Annotated in this window: 16 protein-coding genes; 9 read left to right on the forward strand and 7 right to left on the reverse strand. The window is 66.0% G+C overall.

Annotated features, from left to right (window positions below):
* The first annotated feature begins 28 nt into the window (after positions 1–28).
* Genes BLV15_RS14930 through BLV15_RS14940 form a run of 3 tightly spaced genes read left to right on the forward strand, consistent with a single transcriptional unit; the run spans position 29 to position 3,035 of the window.
* Positions 29–487 carry a tripartite tricarboxylate transporter TctB family protein gene (locus BLV15_RS14930; RefSeq protein ID WP_090229861.1) on the forward strand — a complete coding sequence of 153 codons (459 nt, stop codon included), beginning with the start codon at positions 29–31 and terminating at the stop codon, positions 485–487.
* Between the two features lie 3 nt (positions 488–490).
* On the forward strand, positions 491–2,005 hold the full coding sequence (locus BLV15_RS14935; RefSeq protein ID WP_090229865.1) for a tripartite tricarboxylate transporter permease: 1,515 nt from the start codon (positions 491–493) through the stop codon (positions 2,003–2,005).
* Positions 1,998–3,035, forward strand: a complete 1,038-nt coding sequence (locus BLV15_RS14940; RefSeq protein WP_090229867.1) for an AbrB family transcriptional regulator — start codon at positions 1,998–2,000, stop codon at positions 3,033–3,035. The genes BLV15_RS14935 and BLV15_RS14940 overlap by 8 nt, the downstream gene beginning before the upstream one ends.
* A gap of 42 nt (positions 3,036–3,077) precedes the next feature.
* Here the strand turns inward: BLV15_RS14940 and BLV15_RS14945 are convergent, their stop codons facing one another.
* Together BLV15_RS14945 and ung are read right to left on the reverse strand one after the other, a co-directional pair.
* The gene (locus BLV15_RS14945; RefSeq protein ID WP_090229870.1) at positions 3,078–3,845 is read right to left on the reverse strand and encodes a TerC family protein; all 768 of its coding nucleotides are present in this window, start codon (positions 3,843–3,845) and stop codon (positions 3,078–3,080) included.
* 535 nt (positions 3,846–4,380) lie between these two features.
* The gene (gene ung, locus BLV15_RS14950) at positions 4,381–5,079 is read right to left on the reverse strand and encodes a uracil-DNA glycosylase (protein ID WP_090229873.1); all 699 of its coding nucleotides are present in this window, start codon (positions 5,077–5,079) and stop codon (positions 4,381–4,383) included.
* A gap of 77 nt (positions 5,080–5,156) precedes the next feature.
* On the opposite strand from ung, the gene BLV15_RS14955 reads away from it, so the two are divergent.
* The 4 genes from BLV15_RS14955 to BLV15_RS14970 all read left to right on the forward strand — a co-directional run bounded on the left by BLV15_RS14955 (position 5,157) and on the right by BLV15_RS14970 (position 9,347).
* Entirely contained in the window at positions 5,157–6,014 is an 858-nt protein-coding gene (locus BLV15_RS14955) for an HDOD domain-containing protein (protein WP_090229875.1), read from the forward strand.
* 128 nt (positions 6,015–6,142) lie between these two features.
* Entirely contained in the window at positions 6,143–7,306 is a 1,164-nt protein-coding gene (locus BLV15_RS14960) for an isobutyryl-CoA dehydrogenase (protein ID WP_090229878.1), read from the forward strand.
* Between the two features lie 67 nt (positions 7,307–7,373).
* Complete coding sequence (locus BLV15_RS14965; protein WP_090229881.1) at positions 7,374–8,192, forward strand: enoyl-CoA hydratase; 819 nt, start codon at positions 7,374–7,376, stop codon at positions 8,190–8,192.
* Between the two features lie 48 nt (positions 8,193–8,240).
* Positions 8,241–9,347, forward strand: coding sequence for an enoyl-CoA hydratase/isomerase family protein (locus BLV15_RS14970; RefSeq protein ID WP_090229883.1), 1,107 nt, complete (start codon positions 8,241–8,243; stop codon positions 9,345–9,347).
* Positions 9,348–9,428: 81 nt separating this feature from the next.
* Here the strand turns inward: BLV15_RS14970 and BLV15_RS14975 are convergent, their stop codons facing one another.
* The 3 genes from BLV15_RS14975 to BLV15_RS14985 form a co-directional block, all read right to left on the reverse strand.
* Positions 9,429–10,802, reverse strand: a complete 1,374-nt coding sequence (locus tag BLV15_RS14975) for an HlyD family type I secretion periplasmic adaptor subunit (RefSeq protein WP_090229886.1) — start codon at positions 10,800–10,802, stop codon at positions 9,429–9,431.
* Positions 10,792–12,948: a type I secretion system permease/ATPase gene (locus BLV15_RS14980; protein ID WP_175534369.1), complete on the reverse strand. Its 2,157-nt coding sequence runs from the start codon at positions 12,946–12,948 to the stop codon at positions 10,792–10,794. Before BLV15_RS14980 ends, BLV15_RS14975 begins: the two co-directional genes overlap by 11 nt.
* Positions 12,949–13,107: 159 nt before the next feature.
* Complete coding sequence (locus BLV15_RS14985; RefSeq protein WP_090229890.1) at positions 13,108–14,466, reverse strand: TolC family outer membrane protein; 1,359 nt, start codon at positions 14,464–14,466, stop codon at positions 13,108–13,110.
* A 332-nt stretch (positions 14,467–14,798) separates the two neighbouring features.
* Here BLV15_RS14985 and BLV15_RS22410 point away from each other — a divergent pair, with 332 nt between their 5' ends.
* Entirely contained in the window at positions 14,799–23,138 is an 8,340-nt protein-coding gene (locus BLV15_RS22410; RefSeq protein WP_090229893.1) for a retention module-containing protein, read from the forward strand.
* A 69-nt stretch (positions 23,139–23,207) separates the two neighbouring features.
* Entirely contained in the window at positions 23,208–23,546 is a 339-nt protein-coding gene (locus tag BLV15_RS14995; protein ID WP_090229896.1) for a tryptophan synthase subunit beta, read from the forward strand.
* Positions 23,547–23,642: 96 nt separating this feature from the next.
* Here the strand turns inward: BLV15_RS14995 and lapD are convergent, their stop codons facing one another.
* Together lapD and lapG are read right to left on the reverse strand one after the other, a co-directional pair.
* Positions 23,643–25,592 carry a cyclic di-GMP receptor LapD gene (lapD, locus tag BLV15_RS15000; RefSeq protein WP_090229900.1) on the reverse strand — a complete coding sequence of 650 codons (1,950 nt, stop codon included), beginning with the start codon at positions 25,590–25,592 and terminating at the stop codon, positions 23,643–23,645.
* Positions 25,593–25,600: 8 nt separating this feature from the next.
* Positions 25,601–26,305: a cysteine protease LapG gene (lapG, locus tag BLV15_RS15005; protein WP_342741565.1), complete on the reverse strand. Its 705-nt coding sequence runs from the start codon at positions 26,303–26,305 to the stop codon at positions 25,601–25,603.
* Between the last annotated feature and the right edge of the window lie 25 nt (positions 26,306–26,330).

The following is a 26,330-nucleotide window of genomic DNA, read 5'->3' on the forward strand; positions in this document are numbered from 1 at the left end:
TTCGAGCATCTCCAACGAGGATTCTTCCATGATCCTGCAACGCCTTTTCGCCCTGGTTCTGCTGGCCGTATGCGCCGCCCTGGCCGTGATGGCCTGGCCCTACCAGGCTGCATTTTCCTATGAACCGGTCGGACCCCGGGCCTACCCGTTGCTGATGCTCGGGCTGATGAGCCTGGGCCTGCTGTACCTGGCCATCCGCCCCACCCCCATCGTGCACAAGGAAGACGAGCCGCAACTGGACCGCGAAAGCCTGATCAAGATCGCCGCCTGCGTCGGTCTGCTGATCGTCCTGGCCGCCACCTTCGAGTCGCTGGGTTTCATCCTCAGCGCGATCCTGGTCGGCCTGCCCATGGCACGCCTGTATGGCGGCCGCTGGCTGCCCGGCGCCATCGTCGTGGTGGGCATGAGCATCTTCCTTTACTGGCTGTTCGATCGCGTGATGGACGTGCCCCTGCCCCTGGGCCTGCTGAGCGCACTGGAGAACTGACACATGGATACTTTGAGCTACCTGGGCCAGGGCTTCGGCGTCGCCCTGAGCCCCTACAACCTGGTCACCGCCCTCACCGGCACCCTGATCGGCACCGTGGTCGGCCTGCTGCCGGGCCTGGGTCCGATCAACGGCGTGGCCCTGCTGATCCCCATCGCCTTCGCCCTGGGCCTGCCACCGGAATCGGCGCTGATCCTGCTGGCCGCGGTCTACCTGGGCTGCGAATACGGCGGCCGGATCAGCTCGATCCTGCTGAACATTCCCGGTGAAGCCTCCACCGTGATGACCACCCTCGACGGTTACCCCATGGCTCGCCAGGGCCTGGCCGGCGTGGCCCTGTCGCTGTCGGCGTGGAGCTCGTTCATCGGCGCGCTGATCGCCACCTGCGGGATGGTGCTGTTCGCCCCGCTGCTGGCGAAATGGGCGATCGCCTTCGGGCCGGCGGAGTACTTCGTGCTGATGGTGTTCGCCATCGTCGCCCTGGGCGGCATGGCCGGCGACAAGCCGCTGAAGACCTTCATCGCCGCACTGATCGGCCTGTTCCTCTCCGCCGTGGGCATCGACGCCAACAGCGGCGTGTACCGCTTCACCGGTGACAACGTGCACCTGGCCGACGGCATCCAGTTCGTCGTGCTGGTGCTGGGCCTGTTCTCCATCAGCGAGATCCTCCTGCTGCTGGAAAAGACCCACCATGGCCACGTTGCGGTCAAGGCCACCGGACGCATGCTGTTCAACATGAAGGAAGCAGCCTCGGTGTTCGTCGTGAACATCCGCTGCGGCCTGCTGGGCTTCTTCATGGGCGTACTGCCGGGCGCCGGCGCGACCCTGGCCAGCGCCGTGGCCTACATGACCGAGAAACGCATGGCCGGCGACAAGGGCAAGTTCGGCAAGGGCGACCTGCGCGGCCTGGCGGCCCCGGAAACCGCCATCGGCGCGTCCTGCTGCGGCGCCCTGGTGCCCATGCTGACCCTCGGCGTACCCGGCTCGGGTACCACCGCGGTGATGATCGGCGCGCTGACCCTGTACAACATCACCCCCGGCCCGCTGCTGTTCCAGCAACAGCCCGACATCGTCTGGGGCCTGATCGCCTCGCTGTTCATCGCCAACATCATGCTGGTGATCCTGAACATCCCGATGATCCGCATCTTCACCCGCATCCTCGCCGTGCCGAACTGGGCGCTGGTGCCGGTGATCGCCATCATCACCGCGATCGGCGTCTACGCCGTGCATGCCACCACCTTCGACCTGTTCCTGATGGTCGGCATCGGCATCATGGGCTACATCCTGCGCAAGCTGGACTTCCCCCTGTCTCCGATTCTGCTGGGTTTCATCCTCGGCGGGCTGATGGAACAGAACCTGCGCCGTGCGCTGTCGATCTCCAACGGCGAACTGGGCATCCTCTGGTCGAGCCCGATCAGCATGAGCACCTGGGCCCTGGTGGTGGTGATGCTGGCCCTGCCGCTGCTGCGCATCTGGCGCCGCCGCAGCGCCCGGCAGCGCGCCCTGGCCGATGCGTGATGGCTGGCGCGCCTGGTGGGCGACCCCGCTCGTAGGCGCGCTGGGCGGGCTGCTGGCCAGCCTCGCCCACTGGCCCCTGCCATGGATGATCGGCGCCCTGGTGGCGGTCATCCTGTTCCGCTGCACCACCCCCTGGCAGATCCGTGATCTGCCAGGGGGCCGCAAGACCGGTCAATGCATCATCGGCGTCGGCATCGGCCTGCACTTCAGCCCCGAAGTGGTGGAGCAGGTGCTGGCGCACTTCTGGCTGATCCTCTTCGGCGCCCTGTTCACCCTCCTCTCCAGCATCGCCGCCGTGTGGCTGCTGCGGCGCACCGGCGAAGACCCGGCCACCGCGTTCTTTTCCTGCATGCCCGGCGGCTCCGGGGAAATGGTCAACCTCGGCCAGCGTCACGGCGCGGTACTCAGCCGGGTCGCCGCGGCGCAAAGCCTGCGGGTGGTGGCCCTGGTGCTCTGCGTGCCGATGATCTTCAAACTGCTGATGGGCGACGGCGATGCACAGTTCCAGGCGGCGCCCGCGGACGGGCTCTGGCTGGCCGTGCTGCTGCCGGCCGGCGCGGCGCTCGCCTGGCTGTGGCAACGCCTGCAACAGCCGAACCCGTGGCTTTTCGGCCCGTTGCTGGTGAGCGCCACCGCGAGCATCGTGTGGAACCTGCACATCGGCCTGCCGCACGGCGCCAGCCAGCTTGGCCAGTTGCTCATCGGCAGCGGGCTGGGCTGTCATTTCGACCGTGCATTCTTCCGCCGCGCACCGGCGTTCCTGCTGCGCACGCTGTTTTCCACGGCCTTGATGATGGCGCTCGCCGCGCTGGCGGCATTCGCCCTGGGCGCGCTGACCGCGCTGGATATCCGCTCGCTGACGCTGGGCATGATGCCCGGCGGGATTGCCGAGATGAGCCTCACGGCGGAGACCCTGGCGCTGTCGGTGCCGCTGGTGACGGCGATGCAGGTGATGCGTCTGCTGCTGGTGCTGTTCCTCGCCGAACCGCTGTTCCGGGTCTGGCGCAAACGCCTGGATGAAGGGAGGTGAAACACGCCTCCCTCTCCGCACGGGAGAGGGAGGCAGCGCGGCTCATTCGCCGCCGGGGATGTCCTTGCGCAGCTTGACCGGGTCGTTCTGCTTGCGACCCAGCTTGGTGCGCAGGCGGATGTTCAGCGCCTCGACACCCAGCGAGAAGGCCATCGCGAAGTAGACATAGCCCTTCGGCACGTGGACTTCGAAGGCTTCGGCGATCAGCACCGTACCGACCACGATGAGGAACGACAGGGCGAGCATCTTCAGCGATGGGTGCTTTTCGATGAAGTCGCTGATGGTGCCGGCGGCCAGCATCATCACCATCACCGCGACGACGATCGCGGCGACCATCACCGGGACGTGGGCGACCATGCCGACCGCGGTGATCACCGAGTCCAGCGAGAAGACGATGTCGATGATGGCGATCTGGATGATGGTGCCGATGAAACCGCTGGCCTTGCTTTTCGGCTCTTCGCCGGCGGTTTCGTCTTCGCCTTCGAGGCCGTGGTAGATCTCCGAACTGCTCTTCCAGAGCAGGAACAGGCCGCCGAAGAAGAGGATCAGATCACGCCCGGAAATCCCCTGGCCGAGGACATGGAACAGGTCCGCCGTCAGGCGCATCACCCAGGTGATCGACAGCAGCAGCAGAATCCGCGTGACCATCGCCAGCGCCAGCCCGAAGAAGCGCGTCTTCGGCTGCATGTGCTTGGGCATCCGCCCCACCAGGATCGAGATCATGATGATGTTGTCGATGCCGAGGACGATTTCCAGGGCGGTCAGGGTGAAGAAGGCAATCCAGATTTCCGGATTGGTGAGCCATTCCATGATGGTTCCTCTAGGGGGTTCGAGAGTGTTCGGATGACGCTAAACGTGGCGACCCGGAAGCCCGGACTTCCTGCCTGCCCGGGCTTTTGCCATTCGCATCAGACGCCGCCGTGGCCGGGAAAATCCCCGTCGGCGAAACCGCCGAGCAGGATACAGGCACGGATGCCGACTGCCCACTTCGCGGTGAGGCGCGGCTCGTCAGACCCGATCCTCGCCCGCCCATCCGCAGATCGGGCAACGAAAGCGGCGCACAGGGCAGACGCGCCGGCTGTCGACGATCGAGCAACGTCGGCATCGGTTCAGGGCACGGCACGCGGTCAGCGCGGAGTTTCTGGCGCAGAGCAAACGATCGGTGGGAGAGACTGGAAGAGCGGCAAGGGACGTTTCATGGCGATCACCGTTGTTGTTTTTGTAACTGGCGCTGCGGCCAGGCGCCGATCGGAATCGGCGGCACGTCGATCCTAATGCGGCGAGCTTTCGCTCACCTTTCGCTGGGAATCGCGCAGCAACCGGCGCCCGGGCGCAGTGCCGGCACTCAGGGCGCGTCCGGCAGGCGCCAGTCGATCGGCTCCAGGCCCTGTTGCTGCAGGTACTTGTTGGTGCGACTGAAATGCCCGTTGCCATTGAAGCCGCGGTGCGCGGAGAGCGGCGAGGGATGCGCGGACTTCAACACCAGGTGCTTGGTCGCATCGATGAGCTTTTGCTTGCCCTGCGCATGGGAGCCCCAGAGCAGGAACACCAGGTGCGGGCGCCGCTCGCTCACCACCTCGATGATGCGGTCGGTGAACGGCTGCCAGCCCTTCGCCGCGTGGGAGCCGGCATTGCCCTGCTCCACCGTCAGCGAGGTGTTCAGCAGCAGCACGCCCTGCTCCGCCCAGTGCTGCAGGTAGCCGTGGCGCGGAATGTCGATGTTCAGGTCGCGCTTGAGCTCCTTGTAGATGTTCTGCAGCGACGGCGGAGTGGGCACGCCCGGCTGCACCGAGAAGCACAGCCCATGGGCCTGGCCGGGCCCGTGGTAGGGGTCCTGACCGAGGATCACCACCTTCACCTGATCGAGCGGCGTGGAGTTCAAGGCATTGAAGATCAGCGGCCCGGGCGGGAAAACGACCTTGCCGGCCGCCTTCTCCTGGCGCAGAAACTCGCTAAGCTGCCGCATGTAGGGTTTGTCGAACTCGTCGCGCAATACGGCCTTCCAGCCTGCCTCGAGCTTGATCCGATCCTGCGTCTGCGCCATGGTGCACCTGCTGTGAAAGTAGCCGCGGCACCCTAGGAAAGCCTCACCAGCTTGTCAATCCGCAATAGCGAGCCCCCATGCAAAGCCAACCCCATGCCGACGCCAGAAACCTGCGTCTCGCCCTCCTCGACCGCTTTCTGCGCGGCGAAGCCCGAGTTCCGCAGATGCCCGAGAACGCCGAAGCCATCAGGCGCCTGCTGGAAGATTCACGGACCCAGCTGGAACAGTTGTCGCGGGTGATCAACGGCGACCCGGCGCTGGCCGCCTACCTCATGCAGTTCGCCGAGAACCCGCTGTTCAAGACCGGCCGCCCCTGCCAGCACCTGCGCGACGTCCTCGGCCGCCTGGGCATCCGCAACCTCAACAACCTGGTTCTGGCGTTCTCCCTGCGCAACCTGTTCACCAGCACCGAACCGACCTTGCAGCGGGTCTTTCGCAACCGCTGGAAGAACGCCCAGCTGCGCGCCGCCTACAGCGCGGCGCTGTGCGGCCGCTGCCCGGGCATTGCGGTGGAGGATGCCCTGCTCGCCGGTCTGCTGCAGGACATTGGCAGCCTGCCCCTGCTCGACGAGATCGGCCGCTGGCCGGACGCGCCGCGCGACGAAGACGAACTGCACGCGCTCTGCGACGCCATCTCCGGGCCGATCGGGGTGATCTTGCTGACCAGCTGGAATCAGGTGCCGGCGATCGTCGATGTCACCCGTCACCGCGACGACTGGCAGCGCGAACACGCCGGCAAGGCCGACCTGGCCGATCTGGTGCAGGTCGCCAGCCTGCTGCAACAGCCCCGCGACGAGGCACCCTTGGCGCAGTTGCCCGCGCTCCGCCAGCTGTTTCCCTACGCCGACCACGCGGCGCTGGCGCAGCAACTGGGCGACGAGGTTCCAGGCGAGGCGGCGTTCTGGCTCAAGCTGCTGGGTGGCAAGGCCAACTGAAAACGGCATGACGCCCGCCGGAGAATGAGGCAACCTGAGGGCGTCCAGCGGCCGGCAGCCACGAGCGGCCCGCCCTGCAACCCTCGCACCGAGGGCATAACAAGAACAACGTACCCACGAGGACGCCCATGGATTTCGAATTCTCCGAAGAGCAGCGCCTGCTGATCGAAAGCGCACGCACCTTCGCCAGCCGCGAACTGGCGCCGCACGCCGCGGACTGGGACCGCGACCACCATTTCCCGGTGGATGTCATTCGCCTCGCCGCCGACCAGGGCTTCCTGGCGCTCTACCTCGACGAGGCGGACGGCGGGCTTGGCCTGTCGCGGCTCTCCGCCTCGCTGATCTTCGAACAGCTGGCCGCCGGCTGCGTCGCCACCACCGCCTTCCTCACCATCCACAACATGGCCAGCTGGATGCTCGCGCGCTTCGCCGAACCGGCGTTGAAGGACGCCTGGCTGCCGCGCCTGATCAGCGGCGAACTGCTCGCCTCCTACTGCCTCACCGAGCCGGACGCCGGCTCCGATGCCGCGCACCTGCGCACCCGCGCGCGCCGCGACGGCGACGACTATGTGATCGACGGCAGCAAGTGCTTCATTTCCGGCGCCGGCAGCACCCAGGTGCTGATCGTGATGGCACGCACCGGCGAAGACGGCGCCCGTGGCATTTCCTGCTTTCTGGTGCCCGGCGATGCCGAGGGCGTGCGCTACGGGCGCAACGAACTGAAGATGGGCTGGCGCGCGCAGCCGACCCGGACCATCACCTTCGAGGGCGTGCGCATCCCTGCCGGCAACCGCATCGGCCCGGAAGGCCAGGGTTTCGTCTACGCGATGAAGGGCCTGGATGGCGGGCGCATCAACATCGCCAGCTGTTCGCTGGGCGCCGCCCAGGCCGCGCTGGAGCAATCGCTGCGCTACGTGGAGGAACGCAAGCAGTTCGGCAAGCCGCTGGCGGAGTTCCAGGCGCTGCAGTTCAGGCTCGCCGACATGCTCACCGACCTCGTCGCCAGCCGGCAAATGGTCCGTCTCGCCGCGCACAAGCTCGACGCGGGCGACGCCGAGGCCAGCCTGTATTGTGCGATGGCCAAGCGTTTCGCCACCGACCATTGCTTCGAGCTGTGCAACCAGGCCCTGCAACTGCACGGCGGTTACGGCTATCTCAACGATTACCCGCTGGAGCGCTGGGTACGCGACAGCCGCGTGCACCAGATCCTGGAAGGCACCAACGAGATCATGCGGGTGATCATCGCGCGGCGCCTGCTCGAACAGGGCGGCATGCTCGACCGGATTGCGTAGGTGCGCCGCGGCGTGCGGCGCGCACGATGTTTCCCGCCAGGACTGAGAAGAAAACAGGAGGATTCGCATGAGCAATGCACTGGAACCCTACAAAACCCAGCTATTCGACCTGACCCACAAACTCACCGTGGAGAAGCACGGCAACACCGCCCTGCTGACCCTCAACAACCCGCCTGCCAACACCTGGGAGCGCGAGTCGCTGATCGGCCTGCGGCAGTTGATCGAGCACCTCGACCGCGACGATGACATCTATGCGCTGGTCATCACCGGCCGCGGCGAGAAGTTCTTCAGCGCCGGAGCCGACCTCAAGCTGTTCGCCGATGGCGACAAGGCCCGCGCCCGCGAGATGGCCCGGCTGTTCGGCGAAGCCTTCGAGGCGCTGCGCGACTTCCGCGGCGTGTCGATCGCCGCGATCAACGGCTATGCCATGGGCGGCGGGCTGGAGTGCGCGCTGGCCTGCGACATCCGCATCGCCGAGCGCCAGTCGCAGTTGGCCCTGCCGGAAGCCTCGGTCGGCCTGCTGCCGTGCGCCGGCGGAACCCAGGCACTGCCCTGGCTGGTCGGCGAAGGCTGGGCCAAGCGCATGATCCTCTGTGGCGAGCGCGTGGATGCGGAAACCGCGCTGCGCATCGGCCTGGTCGAGCAGGTCGTCGATGCCGGCGAGGCGCGTGGTCACGCCCTCCTCCTCGCGGCGCGCGTCGCGCGGCAGAGCCCGGTGGCGGTGCGCGCGATCAAGCCGCTGATCCAGGGCGCCCGCGAGCGCGGCCCGAGCACCTGGCTGGCCCAGGAGCGCGAGCGCTTCGTCGACCTGTTCGACGCCGAAGATACCCGCGAGGGCGTCAACGCCTTCCTCGAAAAACGCGACGCCCACTGGCGCAACCGCTGACCGACAACCGGATGCGAGGCCACGGCGCCTCGCGATGGGAACCCAAGAATGAATGTGATCTTTCAGGAACTCCCCGCGCTGCACGGCGTGCGCATCGGCATCGCCACGCTGGATGCGGAAAAAAGCCTCAACGCCCTGAGCCTGGCGATGAACGAGGCCCTCGACGAAAAGCTGACAGCCTGGGCCAACGACCCGGGCATCGTCTGCGTGATGCTGCGCGGCAATGGCGCCAAGGCGTTCTGCGCCGGGGGCGACGTGCGCAAGCTGGTAGAGGCCTGCCGCGAGCAGCCCGGCGAAGTACCGGCACTGGCGGCACGCTTCTTCGCCGCCGAGTACCGCCTCGACCATCACCTCCACCGCTTCCCGAAGCCGCTGATCGCCTGGGGCCATGGCTACGTGATGGGCGGCGGCATGGGCCTATTGCAGGGCGCCTCGCTGCGCATCGTCACCCCGAGCTCGCGGCTGGCGATGCCGGAAATCAACATCGGCCTGTACCCGGACGTCGGCGCCAGTTGGTTCCTTTCACGCCTGCCGGGCAAGCTCGGAACCTTCCTCGGGCTCACCGCCAGCCAGATGAATGCACGCGATGCGCTGGATCTGAACCTCGCCGACCGCTTCCTGCTCGACGAACAGCAGGACGAACTGCTCGAAGGGATGGTCCAGCTGAACTGGCTGGAACAGCCGGAGATGCAACTGATCAGCCTGCTCAGGTCGCTGGAACACGAAGCCCGCGATCGACTCCCGGCGGCCCAGTGGCTGCCACGCCGGGAACGCCTGGACGACCTGCTCGATGTCGCCGACCTGCCTGCCGCCTGGCGGGCGATCGCCGCGCTGCGCGACGACCCGGACAGTCTGCTGGCGCATGCCGGCAAGACCCTCGCCGAAGGCTGCCCGCTGACCGCGCACCTCGTCTGGCAGCAGATCGCCCGCGCGCGCCACATGTCGCTCGCCGAAGTGTTCCGCATGGAATACGCGATGAGCCTCAACTGCTGCCGCCATCCGGAGTTCAGCGAAGGCGTGCGCGCGCGCCTGGTGGACAAGGACCACGCCCCGCGCTGGCACTGGCCGGATGTCGCGAGCATCCCGGACGCGGTCATCGAGGCGCACTTCGAACCGACCTGGGAAGGCGAGCATCCGCTTGCGGATTTGCGCTAGTGACCCGTGGCTTGCCCGGCCAACGCTACTCGTCGGCCGGGCGGCCGCCTGTCGACGGCGTCGAAGGCGGAACGCCAGAACTCAGCGCTCGCGCAACGCCTCGGCGCGGGCGCGGAGGATCGGCTTGAGCAGGTAGCTGAGGATGCTCTTCTTGCCGGTCATGATGTCCACGGAGGCGACCATGCCGGGGATGATCAGCAGCGGCGCCTCGTCGGAACCCAGGTGGCTCCTGTCCGTGCGCAACTGGATCAGGTAGAAGCTGTTGCCGTCCTCGTCCGTCACCGTGTCCGCGCCGATCTGTTCCAGCTTGGCCTGCAGGCCGCCGTAGATCGTGTAGTCGTAGGCGGTGAACTTGACCACCGCCTTCTGCCCCGGATGGAGGAAGGCGATGTCCTGCGGACGGATGCGCGCCTCGACCAGCAGGTTGTCGTCCAGCGGCACGATTTCCACCAGGTCGCTGCCCGGCTGGATCACCCCGCCGATGGTGTTGACCAGCATCTGCTTGACGATGCCGCGCACGGGCGAGGTCACCAGCGTGCGGCTGACGCGGTCTTCCAGCGCCTTGCCGGTCGCCTGCGCCTTGCTCAGGTCGGTGCGCGCCTCGTTGAGGTTGCCGAGGGCCTCGCTGCGAAAACGCCCGCGGGTCTCGTCGATCTTGCGCTGGACTTCCTTGATCGCCGCCTGGGCGCGCGGAATGGCCAGGTCGGTGGCCTCCATCTGCCCGCGGTTCTCGATCTCGGAGCGGCGCAGGCGCAGCACCTCGACCTGGGAAATCGCACCTTCCGCCACCAGCGGCTCGGACATGCGGATTTCCTGGCTGAGCAGTTCCAGGCTGCGTGCGTACTGGCTGCGCTTTGAGCCGAACTCGCGCAGTTCCTGCTGGCGCTGGACCAGTTGTTCCTCGAGGCCGCCGATTTCGTCCTTGAGTTGCTGCTGGCGGCTCTTGAACAGCGCCAGCTCGCTCTGCGCAAGACCGGGAGCGGCCTTGACCAGATCGGGCGAGAGTTCCAGTTCGGTGCCGTCGACTTCCGCCTGCAGGCGTTCGACACGGGCCTGCATCGCCAGGCGATCGGCCTCGGTTTCGCCGACGTTGGAGGTGAAGCGGGTGTCGTCCAGGCGCAGCAGCGGCGCGCCGGCTTCGACGATCTGCCCTTCGCGCACGAACAGCTCGGCGACGATGCCGCCCTCGAGGTTCTGGATCTTCTGCAGCTTGGAGGACGGAATGGCCTTGCCGTCGCCGCGGGTGACCTCGTCGACCACCGCGAAATGCGCCCACACCAGGCCGAAGACGAAGAATCCGACCAGCACCCAGATGGTCAGCCGGATGACCCGAGGGGCATCCTCCACCAGCGCCTTGTCGACCTCCGGCACCGGTTGCCCGGCCAGCGAATCACCACCGTTGAAATAACCACGCAGGGCGCTGAACAGCCCCTGTCTACGCGAATCAGGCGACATTGATCTGCCCCTTCTTCAAGGCTTCCATCACTGCTTCCTTGGGTCCATCGGCGATGATCTGGCCCTTGTCGACGATAATCAGCCGGTCCACCAGGCTGAGCATCGAGGAACGGTGCGTGACCAGCAGCAGGGTCTTGTTCTGGATGACCGCGGCGAGACGCTGCTTGAGCCGCTCCTCGCCGGGGTTGTCCATGGCGCTGGTCGGTTCGTCGAGCAGCAGGATCGGCGGGTCGAGCAGCAGCGCGCGGGCCAGGGCCACGTTCTGCCGTTGACCACCGGACAACTGGTGGCCGCGCTCGCCCACCTGCAGCTCGTAGCCTTCCGGGTGCAGGCGGGCGAACTCGTGCACGCCGGCCAGCTCGGCCGCGCGCAGGACGCGTTCGTCCTCCACGTAGCGCGCACCGGACACCAGGTTGTCGCGCAGACTGCCGCTGAGCAGCTGGATGTCCTGCGGGACATAGCCGACGTTGTGGCGCAGGTCGCTGACATCGAGCTGGCGAACGTCCACGCCGTCCACCAGCAGGCTGCCGGCGTCCGGCTCGTAGAGGCCGATCAGCAGCTTGGCCAGCGAACTCTTGCCGGAGCCGCTGCGGCCGATGATGCCGATCTTCTCGCCGGGACGAACGACCAGGTTGACCCCGCTGAGCGCGGCGTTCTGCTGGTTCGGATAATGAAACTCCAGGCCGCGGCACTCGATGGCACCCTGCAGCGACTGGCGGACCAGCGGGCGCTGGTTCTCCTTGCGTTCCTGCGGCAGCTCCATCATCTGGTCGATGTTGACCATGGTCAGACGCGCCTGCTGGTAGCGCGTGAGCAGCCCGGAGAGCTGCCCCAGCGGCGCCATGGCGCGACCGTTGAGCATGTAGCAGGCGATCAGCCCGCCCATGCTCAGCTTGCCGTCGATGATCAGGTAGACGCCCAGCACGATCATCACCACGCCGGCCAGTTGCAGGATCAGCTGGGTGATGTTCAACGCCAGGCTGGAGAGCATCTTCGCCCGCAGCTCGAGCCGGCCGAGGGTGCCGATGGTCTGCTCCCACTGATACTGGCGCTCGCTCTCGGCATTGTTCGCCTTGATCGCGTCGAGCCCGGAAAGGGTCTCGATCAGGCTCGACTGACGCTCGGCGGACAGTGCCATGGTGCGGTTGAGGGTCTCCGCCAGCGAACGCTGCAGGACCCAGCCGATCGCCAGCGCCAGCGGGAACGCCAGCAGCGGAATCCACACCAGGTGCCCGCCGAGGATGGCGATCACCGCCAACACCAGCAGGGTGAACGGCATGTCGATCACGCTGGTCATGGTCAGCGAGGCGAGGAAGTCGCGCAGCGTCTGAAACTCGTGGATGTTCTGCGCGAAACTGCCGACCCGCGCCGGGCGCATGCGCATGGCCATGCCGGCGATGCGCTCGAACAGCGTCGCCGAGATGATCATGTCGGTCTTCTTGCCGGCCAGGTCCAGGCACAGGCCGCGCATGGTCTTGAGCAGCAGGTCGAACAGGTAGGCCCCGGAAATGCCGATCGCCAGCACCCAGAGCGTCGACGCGGCCTGGTTCGGCACCACGCGGTCGTAGACGTTCATCACGAACAGCGGCGCGAACAGACCGATCAGGTTGATCAGGAAACTGGCGGCGATGGCATCGACATACAGCCAGCGGGAGCGCCGGAGGGTGTCGCGGAACCAGGCGCGCGCACGCGGGACCAGGTTGCCGTGGTTGAGGTCGTACTTGTGCCGCGGCTGCGCGAAGAACACCTCGCCGCTGTAGTCGGCAGCGAGTTGCTCGGCATCCACGAGCGCCTCGCCTCCCTCGCTCTCGCTGAGCATCAACCGATAGCGGCCCTGCTCGTCGCGGCCCAGCAGGATCGCCGAACGGCCTTCCTTGAGCAGCAGCAACGCCGGCAGCGCGAGCTGCGGGATCTGCCCCAGGCTGCGACGCAGCAATCGGCCCTGCAGCCCCACCCGTGCGGCGGCGCGCGGCAGCAGGTCGGCGCTCAGGCGCTGATCCGGCAACGGCAGGCCCGCCGTCAGGATCGCCCGGCTGGCGGGTCGCTGATGGAGCATGCACAGAGACAACAGACTATCGAGCAGGGGGTCGTCGTAGCGGCTACGCGGATCGCCTCCGGGCTGCGCTTGACTGGCTTGGGACACCACGCGGGAACACTCTCGTGACGGAGGAAAGGAAAGTCCGACAACCACCGAAGGTCGCGGCCGGGCCGCATGCTCCAGCATTTCGTCGACCCACACCAGAGGGGAACGACGAAATCCGGTCTAGCCGTGCAGTCCCCGCCGGACGGCGGGGACTGCGGTGGATCAGTTCAGGCCGGGCAGCTGGACCTTGGTCTTGACGTCGGACATCGCGGTCGAGGCCATCGGCGCGACCACGCCCTGGCTCTTCAGCAGGTCACCCATGGTCGCCTTGATGCGGTACTGGGTCATCAGCTCGATGAAGTTGACGTCGGAGAGGCGGCGTTGCGCGGTGAACAGTTCGTTCTCGCTGTCCAGCAGGTCGAGCAGGGTGCGCTCGCCAAGACCGAACTGCTTCTGGTAGGCCTCACGCACACGCTTGCTGAAACCGACGTTGTCCTCGGCGATCGGCTTCTGCGTGCGGGCGTTTTCGAGGGCGTTCCAGGCCAGGCCGAGCTCTTCGTTGAGCTGGCGCAGGGCGTTGTTGCGGATGTCCAGCGCTTCGTTGATCTGGTAGCTGCGGGCTTCCAGCGTGGCCTTGTTGCTGCCACCCGAATACAGGTTGTAGCGCATGCGCAGCATCGCCTGCCATTCGTTGGAGTGACCTTCGATGCCGTCGATGTTGTTGTCGAAGCTCTGCGAAACCTCGGCGTCGACGCGTGGCAGGAAGGCCGACTTGGCGGCGGCGTACTGGCTTTCGGTGGCGGCCACGTCGGACTCGGCCGAACGCAGGCTCGGGTTGGTCGCGACCATCTGCTGCTTGGCTTCGGCGAGGGTCGCCGGGAGCAGGCCGTTGAGGCTGTTGGGCATGCTCAGATCGGTCGGCTCGCTGCCGATGACGCTGTAGTAGTTGACCCGCGCATCGGCCAGGTTGGTCTGCTCGGTGATCAGGTTGTTGCGCGCCAGGGCCAGACGCGCGTCGGCCTGGTCGCGGTCTGCGGTGCTGCCGACGCCACGCTGGCTGCGCAGGCTGATCTGGTCATAGATGCGCTGGTGGTTCTTGAAATTGTCCTCGGCCAGACGAACCAGTTCCTCGCGACGCAGCACTTCCAGGTACACCTGGATGGCGTCCAGCGCGGTGCGCTCGGAGGTGGCGAGCAGCCCGTAGGCGCGGGAATTGACGATGGCGGTCTGCCGGCCGACCTCTTCACGGGTGGCGGAACCGTCGTAGATCATCTGTTGCAGACGAATGGAGGATTCACCGCGGGTCAAGGTGCGGTAATGATCATTGTCGTTGCTGTTGAAACGGGTGGTGGTGTTGTCGGTGCCTTCGCGGCCGATGCCGGCGAGGATGTCGACCGACGGCAGGTATGCACCACGAGCCGCTTTCAATTGATAATCGGCCGCCAGACGGCCGTTGATGCCTGCCTGCACTTCCGGGTGATTCTCGATGGCTTGCTGGACGGCTTCCGTCAGTGTCTGTGCCTGGGCGTGAACGGCGATCGCCAGGGAAAGCGGGAGCAGAGCTAAATAGGGAAGACGCATTTATGATTTCCTTGTTTGACAGTGACGGCGCGCATCGCGCAGCCAAAAAACCATTCCTTCGTACACCTTTCCACCCAACTTTCGGAGGGCCTACAGGGCTTGAAGCGGTCGATCATGAAGTGCAATTAATATCAAAGTGACATGATGTAACAGATTCTTTAGGATAGGCCTCGTTTGGTCAAGACATTGGCGATTTTTCCCGGCAGGCGGACGCCATGCCAGATACTTGACGCAGCGTGTTTTGTCCATCTTTATTTGTTGTCCTGCGGGCACTCTTCGATGCCGGAAGCATCGAAGCGTTCAGTTCGAAAATAACCGGGAGTTACATATTCATGAGCAGTGTGATCGCGATCGTCAAAAGTGTTGTCGGCCAGGTCTTTGCAGTGTCTGCCGAAGGCGCCAGCCGCCTGCTCGTGGAGGGTGACCGCATATTCCAGGACGACCAGGTGCTGACCGGCACTTCGGGGATGATCACACTGGAAATGAGCGACGGAAGGATGCTCGATCTGGGCCGCGATACCCAGTGGAGCCAGCAGACCGGCTCCGAGTACACCGAGGACGTCGCCGCCACCGAACAGTCGGTCGCCGACCTGCAGCAGGCCATCGCTGCCGGGGCTGACCCGACGCAAGCCTTCGAACCCACCGCAGCAGGTCCGACCGCTGCGGGCACCGGCACCGGGAATGCCGGTGGCGGGCACAGCTTCGTGGTTCTCGACGCCACGGCGGGCAGCGTTCAGCCCACCATCGGCTATCCCACCTCCACCGATGGCTTCGCGATCGCCGCCGACGACACCTTCATCGGTGAGACCCAGCTGCCGCAGGACCTGATTCCACCGACCGTCTCCATCGCCCTCGACCCGATCACCTCGGACGACGTGATCAACCGCGGCGAAGCCAACAGCGGCACCATCACCCTGACCGGTACCGTCGCTGGCGACGTGCGGGTCGGCGACGCCATCACGCTGAACATCGGCGGCGTGGTCTACAACGGCAACGTGATTCAGCTGGCCAATGGCAACCTTGGCTTCAGCATCGACGTCAGCAGCAGCAACCTGGCGGCGAACAACAACGTCATTGCCACCGTTACCAGCAGCGACGAAGCCGGCAACGTCGCCAGCGCGACCACCGACCGCCCGTATACCGTCGATACCGAGGCCAATCTCACCGTCACCCTCGACGACCTCAACGGCGCCACCGTGGCCAATGCCCCGCTGAGCGGCACCTCCGACGTCGGCGGCGGGCGTACCGTGACCCTGGTGATCAGCGACAGCGACCCGAGCACGCCGGACATCACCGTCACCGCAGTCACCAACCCCGACGGCAGCTACAGCACCACGGCCGACCTCAGCAGCCTCAGCGACGGTCCGCTGACCGTGAATGCCAGTGTCACCGACGCCGCCGGCAACCCGGCCCAGGCGGTCGACGACGCCAACCTGGACACCATCGCCAACATCACCGTCAGCCTCGACGACCTGAATGCCTCGAACGTCGGCGATGCCCCCATCACCGGCACCTCCGATGTGGGCGGCGGTCGCACCGTCACCCTGGTGATCAGCGACAACGACCCGAACACGCCGGACATCACCGTCACAGCGACCACCAACCCGGACGGCAGCTACAGCACCAACGTCGACCTGAGCAGCCTGAGCGACGGTCCGCTGACCGTGAATGCCAGCGTCACCGACGCCGCCGGCAACCCGGCGCAGGCCACCGACGATGCCGCGCTGGACGCCACGCCGACCGATGCACCGACCATCGTCATCACCAGCGACGTCAACAACGACGCGTTCCTGAGCAACGGCGAGCTGGGCAACAGCACCACCGTCGCGGTCACCGTGGGTCTGCCGGCAACCGCGGTAGCCGGCGACACGCTGACCGTTACCGACGGCGTCAACAGCCAGGACATCATCCTCACCGCCGACCAGATCGCGGCGGGCTCGGTGGAAACCACCGTGCCCCGTCCGCCGGAAGGTGCCGAGCTGGTCGTCACCGCGACAGTCACCGACGCAGCGGGCAACGTCTCCGCGCCGGCCACCGACAGCGCCGTGCTCGACACCACCGCGCCCTCCGCGCCCACGGTCGTCATCGTCGACGACAACAACCCGGACGACGGGCAACTCACGGTCGGCGAGATCGGCAACGACGGCGTCCAGGTCAGCGTGCAGGTCAGCAACGCCGAGCTGGTGGCCGGTGGCTCCGTGACGCTCGAAATCACCAACGGCAACACGTCGAGCACCGTCAACCTCAGCCTCGACAATGGCACCGCCCAGTTCACCGATGCCCAGGGCAACCCGCTCAGTGGCTTCAATTACGACAACGGCACCATCACCTTCACCGAAAACGCACCGCCCCTCGGCGGCTCGCTGACCGTCGTAGCGACCCAGACCGACCTCGCCGGCAACCAGTCGGCGCCGGGCAGCGACAGCGCGATCGTCATCAACACCCCGCCGGACGCGGTGGACGACATTTCCGGAACCCCCTACACGGTCACGCTGGGGGACCGTAACCTCAGCGCGTCCGGCACCGGTTACGACTACGGCAACAACCGCTGGAACCAGGTCGACAGCAAGGGCAACCCGACCTCGATCGTGGCGCTGAACGCCGATGGCAGCACCGGCACGCTCTATCAGGGCGGCTGGGATGGCAACGCCAACGCCATTGGCGTCGATGGCACCACGCGTCCGGGCAGCCAGGTGGCCCCGCAAACCGAATTCGACCCCACCACCGGCAAGTCCGAAGCGATCGTGCTGAACTTCAGCGGCAACCTGAACAAGGCACAGTTCACCGTCGCCCACCTGATCGGTGACGAAAACGGCGGCGAAGTCGGCCGCTGGGTCGCGATGTACAACGGTGCGGAAGTCGCCAGCGGGACCTTCCAGCTCGACCCGACGAATACCACCGGCTACGCAACGTTCGGCATCGACACTGGCGGCAAGGCCTTCGACAGCATCCGCTTCGAGTCGCTGGACACCGCCGCTGGCGGCGGCGACGGCTCCGACTACTTCCTTGCCGGCTTCTCCGGCAGCGGCAGCGCGGCGCTCAACAGCCCGTACACCCTCAGCGAAAACGGGACCCTCGCCATCGCCAACGGCAGCACCAGCCTGCTCGCCAACGACAGCGACGCCGATGGGGATGCCATCGCCGTGACCGCGGTGAACGGCCAGCCGTTGAGCGGCACCATCACCCTCGCCAGCGGCGCGCTGCTCACGGTGAATGCCGACGGCAGCTTCAGCTACAACCCGAACGGCAAGTTCGACGCCCTGACCGCCGGGCAAGTCGGCAAGGACTCCTTCACCTACACGATCTCCGACGGCCACGGCGGCACGGATACCGCCACCGCGACCATCACCATCATCGGCACCAACGATGCCCCGCTCATCGCGGGCAACGACACCGGCGCCGTGGTCGAAGATGCCGCCAACCCCGTCCTGACCGACGCGGGCACTCTCACCATCACCGACGCCGATGCAGGCCAGTCGGTGTTCCAGACCACCGGCATCACCGCCAGCAACGGCGCGCTGGGTAGTCTGAGCATCACCGCCGCCGGCGCCTGGACCTATAGCGTCGCCAACGCCGATGTGCAGTACCTCAAGGCCGGCGAAGTGAAGACCGAAACCTTCACCGTGCGCAGCGCCGACGGCACCCCGCACGACATCGTCGTCACCATCACCGGCACCAACGATGGCGCGACCATCGCCGGCGACGACCGTGGCGCGGTGACCGAAGACGCCAGCAACCCGACCCTCACCGACACCGGCACCCTGACCATCACCGACCCGGACACCGGGCTCGACGGCAGCGGCGAGGCGAGCTTCCAAACCACCGGCATCACCGCCAGCAACGGCGCGCTGGGTAGCCTGAGCATCACCAGCGCCGGCGTCTGGACCTACAATGTCGCCAACGCCGATGTGCAGTACCTCAAGGCCGGCGAAGTGAAGACCGAAACCTTCACCGTGCTCAGCGCCGACGGCACCCCGCACGACATCGTCGTCACCGTCACCGGCACCAACGACCTGCCCGTCGTCAGCAGCAATACGCTGACCGTGGCGGAAGGAAGCGTGGGTACTCCGCTGGGCCTCCAGGCGCCCGCCGACGTAGACGGCGATGCGCTGAGCATCACCGTCACCGGCCTGCCCACCCTGGGCAGCGTCACTCTGGCCGACGGCACCGCCGTCACCAACGGCCAGACGCTGACCAGCGCCGAACTGCAGGGCCTCAAGTACAACGGGCCAGCCGACTACACCAGCGGTCAAGCGGTCGGCAACTTCACCTACAGCGTCAACGATGGCACGGCCACCGTCACCGGCAGCGTCACCCTCGGGGCGACCCCGGTCAACGACAACCCGGATGCCGTGGACGACCCGAGCGGCGCGGCATACAGCGTAGCCCTGGGGCAACTGGCCGGCGGCACCAGCGCCTCTCACTGGGATGCGCTGGACAGCAAGGGGCTGGGCATCACGCCGGTCGCACTGAACGCCGACGGCACTCCCGGCACCCTCTACGCGGGGAATGTGGACGGCGATCGCAACGCGCTCGGCGTGGCCGGCACGCCGCGTGATTCCACCGCCGTCGCCAACCAGATCGAATACGACCGGGCTACCGACAAGAGCGAATCCGTCGAACTGAACTTCAACGGCAACCTCAACCAGGCCGAGTTCACCGTCAGCCACCTGATCGCCAACGAGAACGGCGGCGAGATTGGTCAATGGGTCGCCCTGTACAACGGCTCGGTAGTCGCCAGCGGCACCTTCAGCGCCGCGACTGGCGGCACTACGACCGTGCAGATCGATACCGGTGATCTGGTCTTCGACAGCATCCGCTTCGAGTCCGTGGATACCGTCAACCGGAGCGGGGACGGCTCCGACTACTACCTCACCGGCTTCAAGGGAACCGGGCCTGCCAGCGCCAACACCGCCTACACGATCAACGAGAACGCCACGCTGTCGATTGCCGATGGCAACCGCGATCTGCTGGCCAATGACACCGACGCCGATGGCGACACGCTCACCGTCACCCAGATCAACGGCAGCAATCTCACCAGCGGTGCGATCACGCTCGCCAGCGGCGCGCTGCTTGTCGCGAGCGCCAACGGCAGCTTCAGCTACGACCCGAACGGCAAGTTCGACGGCCTGAAAGCCGGTCAGGTAGCCACCGACACCTTCACCTACACCGTCAGCGACGGGCATGGCGGTACCGATACCGCCACGGCGACCATCACCATCATCGGCACCAACGATGCGCCCGTGGCTACCGGCACCTATGCCAGCACCATCAATGACACGCCGGCGACCGACGACTTCGCCAACATCACCGGCACCCTGGTGGCCACCGACGCCGATGACAGCGTGCTCACCTGGAGCGGCAGCGCTTCGGGCACCTACGGGCAACTGATCATCGAAGCCAACGGCAACTACACCTACGTGGTGAACGACGCGGCGGTCAACGGGCTCAACGCCGGTCAATCGGTCACCGAAAACTTCACCGCGACGGTCACCGACCCGAATGGTGCGACCGATACCCGGACCATCGCGATCACCCTCAACGGGGCGAACGACATCCCGGTGATCACCTCCTCCGCCCCCGCGGCTACCGGTTCGGTCACCGAAGCGGGCGTGAACGGAAATGGCCAGCCCAGCGTTTCCGGTACCCTCACCTCGAGCGATGCCGATGCAGGCGCCACCGCGTCCTGGTCGCTGGCATCGACCGCCGGCACCTACGGCAACATCGCCATGACCAGCGCCGGCGTGTGGACCTACACCCTGGACAACAACGCCGCGGCCACGCAGGCGTTGAAAGAGGGCGAGTCCAAGCTGGAAACCTTCCAGGCGACGGTTTCCGACGGCCACGGCGGCACCGCCACCCAGACCATCACGGTCAACGTGCTGGGCGCCAACGACGCGCCGGTTGCCGTGGACGATCACTACAGCCTGGGTCTCACCGGTCAGTACTTCGGCTATGCGCAGAATGGGGCCAACCCCAACCTGACCAGCATCGCCCAGGTGGAAGGGTTCATCGCCGGCAAGACGCCGAACGCCACCTTCACCGCCACGTCGATCAACTACGGCTCGGTGGGTGGGGACCTCGGCCGCGCCGACCACCTGCAGCAGTTCCTCGGCAACGACAAGGGCAGCCTGTCGCAGGACCCGGGCGATACCTCTGACGCGATCATCAAGCTGAGCGGCCAGGTAACCCTGGCGGCGGGCAGCTACGACTTCAAGGTCACCTCGGACGATGGCTTCATCCTGCGCATCGACGGGCAAGACGTGGTCAAGTTCGACGGCATCCGCAGCCAGGGCGTGACCACTTCCACCGTTCCCTACACCATCGCCACCGGCGGTGCGCACCAGGTCGAGATCATCTATTGGGATCAGGGCGGCGACGCCATTCTCAAGGTGGAAAGCAAACCCGCCGGCGCAGCCGACAGCGCTTACAGCGTACTCGGCGCGAGTGGCAGCACCAGCTCGCTGGTGACCACCGAAGACACGCCGCTGACCATCAGTGCCGCTTCGCTGCTGGCCAACGACAAGGACGTCGACGGCACGCTGCTGACCCTCAAGAGCGTGCAATCCGCCGAGCACGGCAGTGTGTCGCTGGTCAACGGGGTGGTCACCTTCACCCCGACCGCCAACTACAACGGCGAAGCGACCTTCACCTACACCGTGCAGGACGCCAACGGCGCTACCGCCGATGCGAAGGTCACGCTCTACGTCACCGCCGCGACCGACGCCTTCAACGACACCGCCTCGGTCAAGGAAGACACGCCGATCACTCTCGACGTGCTGGCCAACGACACCTTCGGCACGGCGGCGAAGACCATCACCGCCATCGACGGGAAGGCCTTCGGCAGCGACGGCACCGTGAGCGTCGAGCACGGCGTCGTGAAGCTCGGCGCCGATGGCAAGCTGACCTTTACCCCGGCCGCCGACTACCACGGTGCCGCGACCTTCACCTACACCGTCTCCTCCGGCGGCGTGAGCGAAACGGCTACCGTCAACCTCGACGTGGTGTCGACCAACGATGCCGTCAACCCGACGCTGAACGTCACGCCGAAAGGCTTCTGGACCTTCAACGAAGCGCCTGGCAGCAGCGTCACGACCAACCAGTCCACCGGCGCCAAAGGCACCCTGGCGGACAGCGACAGCTCGGGCGGGACCGGCCTGCCGACCTTCGTCACCACCCCGCGCGCCGAAGGGGCCGGCAACTACATCTCGCTGAACGACACCGGCGACCGCATCAACCTCGACGCCAGCGCGACCCATGCGCTGATGGGGGCCGCGGCCACCCTCACCTTCTGGATCAAGGCGGCTGCCCAGCCAGACAGCGGCAACGATGGCGCAGGAAGATCCTGGGACCTGCCGAGCGTGATCGGCAGCGAACACAACGGTGGCGGCAACGACATCCAGTGGGGCGCGATCAACAACGCCGGCCAGATCGGGCTGGCGGTCGGCAACGCCGCTGGCGTCTACAGCACCACCTCGGTGACCGACAACCAGTGGCACAACGTGGCGATCACTCACAGCGGGTCGACCGTCGACATCTACATCGACGGTGTTCTCAACGCCAGCGGATCGACCAGCGACTCGGCGTTCAACGGCCTGTACAACCAGTTGCTGTCCATCGGCGCGACCAACCGCTTCGACCTCAACGGCAGTAACGTGACCGACTTGACGGACACCAAGTACCTGACAGCCGCCCTCGACGACCTGCGGATCTACAGCGGCGTGCTGAGCGCCGGGCAGATCGCGGCGATCCACAACGTCGAGAACGGTTACGAACACACCGCCATCGCCAACGCCTGGGGTTCGGCTGCCGACAAGCTCAGCCTGGGCCTGGCGGAAAGCGCCGGGGTGACCTCCACCACCGTCAGCGGCCTGGCCAAGGACATCGTCATCAGCGACGGCACCCACAGCCACACGTCGACCGGGATCAACGACAACGTCGACCTGACCGGCTGGACCCTGGGCTCGCTGACCCTGAGCAACACGGGTACGGAATCCGGCACCCTGGTGTTCACCGCCACCAGCACCCTGCCCAACGGCGACTCCGCCAGCACCAGCGAGTACCTGACGCTGGCCAACGGCAACTCGGTGCTCAGCACCGGAACCTCGGGCAACGACACGCTGAAGGGCTCCGAAACCCTCGCCGCGGCTGACCTGCTGCGCGGTGGAGACGGCAACGACACGCTGTATGGCTACGGTGGCGACGATCGCCTCGAAGGCGGCAACGGTAACGACACGCTGTATGGCGGTGACGGCAACGACATCCTCATCGGTGGAAAAGGCAACGATGTACTGTGGGGGGGTGCCGGCGCGGATACCTTCGTCTGGAAATCCGGCGATGCCGGCAGCATCGGGTCGCCGGCTGCCGACATCATCAAGGACTTCAGCCTGAGCCAGAAGGACAGCATCGACCTGCGCGACCTGCTGCAGGGCGAGACCACGGACTCCATCGACCACTTCCTGCAGATGAGCACGCAGAACGGCATCAGCACGCTGTTGGTCAGCACCACCGGCCAGTTCGATACCGCTGCCAGCGCCACCGCCAACACCGGCAAGGCCGACCTGACCATCCAGCTCGACGGAGTTGACCTGAGCAGCAGCAACCTTGGCGCCAACTCGTCGCAGATCATCAACTCGCTGATTCAAAGCGAACACCTGAAGGTCGACCACTAAGCGACGAGGTCTCCGGCAGCACCCCAACGGGTGCTGCCGGGATCGGCCGTTCGATAACGAGGATTAGCGATGCTTTACGTGCAACGCGACATGCAGGGACAGCTGGTTCGCGTGGAAGCGGCCGATTTTCCTGGCATGACCGAGACGCTTCCGGCGGACGATCAGGAAGTGCTGGCCTGGTATTCCAACCAGTCGGTGGAGACCAGCCTGCTGCAACTCAAGCAGAGCGACCTGGACATGATCCGGGTGCTCGACGACCTGCTGCAGCTGCTGATGATCAAGGGCGTCATTCGCCTCACCGATCTGCCGGCCGCGGCGCAGGCCAAGCTGCTCAACCGCAACCAGGCGCGTGAAGCCCTGGGCGGGTTGAACAGCCTGATCAACGAAGAAGAAGACGGGATGATCTGACGGCAACGCCGGACAGAAAGGCATTACATCCAGCGCAACGAAAAAGGACGCGACCTCGGTCGCGTCCTTTTTCATTTCAGCCCTGCCAGACGGCGATCAGTTGCCCACCCACGGCCCCGGCTCGCCGAACAGCCGGCCCTTCACGCCCTGGATGCCCATCTCGCGCAGCACCTGCAGTTCACCCTCGGTTTCCACGCGCTCGGCGATCAAGGGCAGATCGATGCTGTTGGCGGCGCGCTGGACCGCCTCGATGAACAGGCGCTTGTCGCTTTCCCGGTCGATATGGCGGATGTAGCTGCCGTCCACCTTCAGCCAGGCGAGGCCGAGGCGCGCCAGGTTGCCGATCATGCTGAAGCGTCCGCCGAAGTGTTGCAGGCTGAGGTTGAAGCCCAGGTCGTGCAGGCGCTTGTTCAGGCGCTCCAGGCCCGCCTGGTCGGGCAGACGGTTCTCTTCCAGCTCCAGCGTCAGGCGTGAACCGAAGGCGCTGTAGTGGGCCAGTTTGTCCAGCACCGCATTGAGCGCCGTCGAGTCCTCCAGCGTCGCGCCGGAGAGATTCAGGGCCAGCGATTTGTCATGGCTGGCCATTTGCGCCAGCACCAGGTCCAGCATCACCAGGTCGAGCCGGCCGGACCAGCCGAAGCGTTCGATCCAGGGCAGGAAGCGACCCGCGGGAATCAGCGCACCCTCGCCGTCCTGCAACCGCGACAGCACCTTGTAATGGAGTACGCGGCCGGTCTCGTGACTGTCCACCACCGGCTGGAAGAACAGCTGGAAGCGCTTGTGCAGCAATGCCTGGTCGAGCAGCGCATGCCAGGCATGGGTCTCATCGCCCGGAAGCGGTTCGCCGGCGAGTTCCACGCAGGCCCAGCAGCGCTCGCTCAGACCCTCGGCGCGAGTAAGCGCCTCGTCGACCTGGCTCAGCAGCGTGGCCGGCGAGATTCCCGGACTGAAGGGAGCCAGGCCGATGCTGGCGACCGGCAACACATCGGTGACGCCCGTTGCGTGCAGGCTGGCCAGCGCGCTTTCCAGGCTGGCCGCCAGTTGCTCGGCCTCCTCGCGTACCAGGCCGGGGACCAGCAAGGCGAACTCGCCGCCACGGGTGCGGGCGATCAGCACGTCGCTGCGCGTCGATGCGATCGGGTGGGGCAGCAGTTCGCCTATGGCCTTCAGCAACTGGTCGGTCCTCTGGCCGCCCAGCCGGGCATTCAGCCCGGCCAGGTCGTTGACGCGCAGCGACAGCAGGTAGCCGTGGCTGACCTCCTCCTCGGTGCCCAGGCGGCTCTGCAGCTGCATATCGAAGTAACGCCGGTTGGCGAGACCGGTGAGGCTGTCCTGGTACGCCTCCTCGCGCAGCTTCTCGCTGCGCAGCGCCTGCTCCTGGAACAGCGTCTTGAGCTTCTCGACCATCTGGTTCATGGCCTGCACGACCCGGCGCAGCTCCGGCGTGCGCGGCAGGTTCGGCAGGCTGAGGAATTCGCGACGGGCGATGGCGTGGGACTGTTCGACCATGTAGTCGAGCGGGCGCAGCTGACGACGCAGGAGGAACGCGCCGAGCAGGCAACTGACGACGCCGCAGACCGCCAGCCAGGCCAGGCTGCCGAGGGCGTTGCGCCACAGCCGAGCGACGGCGAACATCGGATGGCTGACCACCTCGACCCGCGCCGCCTGCTCCCAGCCGCGGCTGACGATGGCATCGCCACCGGCCGGTTCGAGGCCGATCAGCTTGACGAACCAGGCGGGCACCGAGGGCACGTCCGGCGTGCCGCTGCGTTCGACGATCACGTTGCCGCTGGCCAGGTCGACCACGCGGATGCTCTCGTAGTAGCCACTGTCGAAGATGGAGCTGACCATCAGCTCGACCATTGCCGGATCATCGATGTTCGGCGTCAGCGACAGGCCAAGAGCCGTCGCGGCGTCCTGCGCGTGGGAACGCAGCTGGTTGACGTACTGCTCGCGGGAGCTTTCCAGGCCAACCAGGAAACTTCCGCTGAACGCCACGACCAGGAACAGGCAGATGGCAAGCAAGAGCTGTTTGAACAGGGACATCGTTTCTCCTATTGAGGCAAGTCCGTGGGAAAACCCTCGGCTTCCATCTTCTTCAGCAGGTCCTGCCAGCGCGACAGCCGTTTGGCGTCGCCGACACGTTTGTTGCCCGCGGCGCCCTGCAACCAGAGACCGTCGGCGTTGAAGGCATAGACCGGCAGCAGGTCCTTGCGTTGACTCGCCGGCCGAATGCTGTCGATCAGGTTGTCCAGCACAAGGGGCACCGCTTCGGGGGTTTCGTAATAAGTCAGCACCATGTGTGCCTGATTCAGCTTCAACGCCTTGACGTAGGTGATGCGCAGCTTCTCGCTGGGAATCCCCAGATGACGCAGGCTCATGTACTTGGCGATGGCGAAATCCTCGCAATCACCGCCCCCGACACGCAGCGCCTCGACCGGCGTTGCCCAGTAGTCCTCGGTGTTCCACAGCGAGCGGTCGTCGGTGAACTCCAGCGACCGGTTGAAGAAGTCGTTCACTTCGCGCATCTGCTCATCCACCGGCTTGCCGGCCTCCGCTTCGAGCAGACGCTGCCAGGCATTGATCCGTCCACGCCCGGCACCCAGAGGACCGTACAGCGACTCGGCGCGTTCGGTGATCAGGGAGAAATTCCAGTCCGCCTGCAGCGAACCGATCAGCACGCCCATCAGCAGGCACAGCAGCGCCGTCAGCGAACAGCGCCGACGCCATGCGCAGAACCTGACGGAGCCTTTGAACACAGCCTGGATTCCCGAAAAAGTGACG

Source organism: Pseudomonas kuykendallii (assembly GCF_900106975.1).
Taxonomy (GTDB): domain Bacteria; phylum Pseudomonadota; class Gammaproteobacteria; order Pseudomonadales; family Pseudomonadaceae; genus Pseudomonas_O; species Pseudomonas_O kuykendallii.

Bases quoted from the DNA above. Each gene is read 5' to 3' on its own strand.
- BLV15_RS14930 (WP_090229861.1), top strand. From the start codon at position 29: ATGATCCTGCAACGCCTTTTCGCCCTGGTTCTGCTGGCCGTATGCGCC.
- BLV15_RS14935 (WP_090229865.1), top strand. From the start codon at position 491: ATGGATACTTTGAGCTACCTGGGCCAGGGCTTCGGCGTCGCCCTGAGC.
- BLV15_RS14940 (WP_090229867.1), top strand. From the start codon at position 1,998: ATGCGTGATGGCTGGCGCGCCTGGTGGGCGACCCCGCTCGTAGGCGCG.
- BLV15_RS14945 (WP_090229870.1), bottom strand. From the start codon at position 3,845: ATGGAATGGCTCACCAATCCGGAAATCTGGATTGCCTTCTTCACCCTG.
- ung (WP_090229873.1), bottom strand. From the start codon at position 5,079: ATGGCGCAGACGCAGGATCGGATCAAGCTCGAGGCAGGCTGGAAGGCC.
- BLV15_RS14955 (WP_090229875.1), top strand. From the start codon at position 5,157: ATGCAAAGCCAACCCCATGCCGACGCCAGAAACCTGCGTCTCGCCCTC.
- BLV15_RS14960 (WP_090229878.1), top strand. From the start codon at position 6,143: ATGGATTTCGAATTCTCCGAAGAGCAGCGCCTGCTGATCGAAAGCGCA.
- BLV15_RS14965 (WP_090229881.1), top strand. From the start codon at position 7,374: ATGAGCAATGCACTGGAACCCTACAAAACCCAGCTATTCGACCTGACC.
- BLV15_RS14970 (WP_090229883.1), top strand. From the start codon at position 8,241: ATGAATGTGATCTTTCAGGAACTCCCCGCGCTGCACGGCGTGCGCATC.
- BLV15_RS14975 (WP_090229886.1), bottom strand. From the start codon at position 10,802: ATGTCGCCTGATTCGCGTAGACAGGGGCTGTTCAGCGCCCTGCGTGGT.
- BLV15_RS14985 (WP_090229890.1), bottom strand. From the start codon at position 14,466: ATGCGTCTTCCCTATTTAGCTCTGCTCCCGCTTTCCCTGGCGATCGCC.
- BLV15_RS22410 (WP_090229893.1), top strand. From the start codon at position 14,799: ATGAGCAGTGTGATCGCGATCGTCAAAAGTGTTGTCGGCCAGGTCTTT.
- BLV15_RS14995 (WP_090229896.1), top strand. From the start codon at position 23,208: ATGCTTTACGTGCAACGCGACATGCAGGGACAGCTGGTTCGCGTGGAA.
- lapD (WP_090229900.1), bottom strand. From the start codon at position 25,592: ATGTCCCTGTTCAAACAGCTCTTGCTTGCCATCTGCCTGTTCCTGGTC.